Annotated in this window: 1 protein-coding gene; it reads right to left on the bottom strand. The window is 31.8% G+C overall.

The genetic code is table 11. From position 1 onward, the window contains the following. Window positions 1-161: 161 nt before the first annotated feature. On the bottom strand, window positions 162-1,495 hold a 1,334-nt coding region (locus KIB46_RS16265; protein ID WP_291673270.1), incomplete at its 5' end, for a DDE-type integrase/transposase/recombinase.

The raw sequence follows: 1,495 nt of genomic DNA, 5'->3' as shown, positions 1-1,495 counted from the left end.
GATAGTGTAAAGTTTCCTATGAAAAAATAGCCTGTAGCTAATTTTGAATAATAATAAACAAATAACTTTGCAATATCCGTAAAAACTCAAAAATTGAATACAACAAAAAGACCTTCGGTATCGGAGGTAAAAATAAAATCAATATTTAATTTAATAAATTGTTAAGAAGGTTTTGATTCCTGCATATGCAAAATGGTCTGTTGACCGAGACTGATAAGTATTTGCCATTTAGCAGGCATATTATCAGCATTTTTTAAAGCATCTATTTCGTTTAATGGACGCCAGTAGTTGTAAGGATGAGGACGTAAGAAGTTGTAATATGCAACCCATAAAGAGAAGCTATAAATAGCGCCTTCATCACTTCCGTACCCGCAAGTTACACGATAAGAAGATTTAAAAGTACGATTTAATCTTTCAATAACTTGCTTAACCCAACGAAACTCTTCTGATATTGAATCGTCGTTGGTAAGGCCTATTACTTGAGTAAGATCAAATATTCTATTTTCTTCTAATTCAAATTGTTGCTTAGCTAATGGGTAAGCACTATAGCCATCAGCAACAAACTTTAGTGCCTTGCCAGGGAATGTTTTGAATTTATCAAAAGCCATTCTCATAGCTAGAATACAAGGTCCTACAGATCTAGTATCAGATACTTGGTAACCTAGGATAGATTTTTTACAGGCATCCATTACTATCCAGACATAGTGCTTAATGCCTTTCACCTTTATATAAGTTTCATCCGCTGCAAGTATTTTGGATGGTTTGTAATCAAAGGTATCTACAAAAGGTTTTATAATACTAGCAGTTGTTAAAGCGTAATTAGCAACTTGAGTATGCGATATTTTAATTCCATGTACCTCCGCTAATGCGTGAGCGGTTTGCCTAGTAGATAACTTAAGATTCACATGATAAGTTAAGCATAATCCAAGTATATGTGGATTGAATTTCTTAAAGTTAAAGCTAGTAGCTCTTTCTGAAATTTCATAGAGATTCATTTTAAAGAAATTTATAGTGAATTCTCTATATACGTAGTGTAGCTTATATTTATGTTTATCTACTGGAGCTAAGTTTTTAGGCAATTTTTTTACGTTATTTAGGTAGTAGGTACATTTTTGATTTCTGCATCTATGTACATTAAAGTGTTTACGTTTTTTATGTATTTCAAGAGTATTACCGCAGTAAGGGCACTTAAATACTAATGATTTAGTATCATAGTTATTTTCTTTAAATGTTAAACCACAAACTTTACAAAGGTACTGTCCTTTAGATCCATTGTTATCGTAAATATACTCATGAAGAGCACCACATTTAGGACAGATGGTTTCTTTAGGAATAGACTTACCGTTACGTCTATTGACGGGCTTAACTAATTTGTTGTATTTGTGCTTGTAATAACCTAAAAGCAAAATATAATCTACCTTTTCAAACTTAATGATTTTAGGTAGTTTGTCCACTTTAAATTTCTGATATTTAGGACTATTCGAGTCATCAAATA

The organism is Clostridium sp., assembly GCF_018372875.1.
Classification (GTDB): domain Bacteria; phylum Bacillota; class Clostridia; order Clostridiales; family Clostridiaceae; genus Clostridium.
Note: the sequence above shows the minus strand (reverse complement) of the source record. Positions and strands in the feature narration are given on the sequence as shown.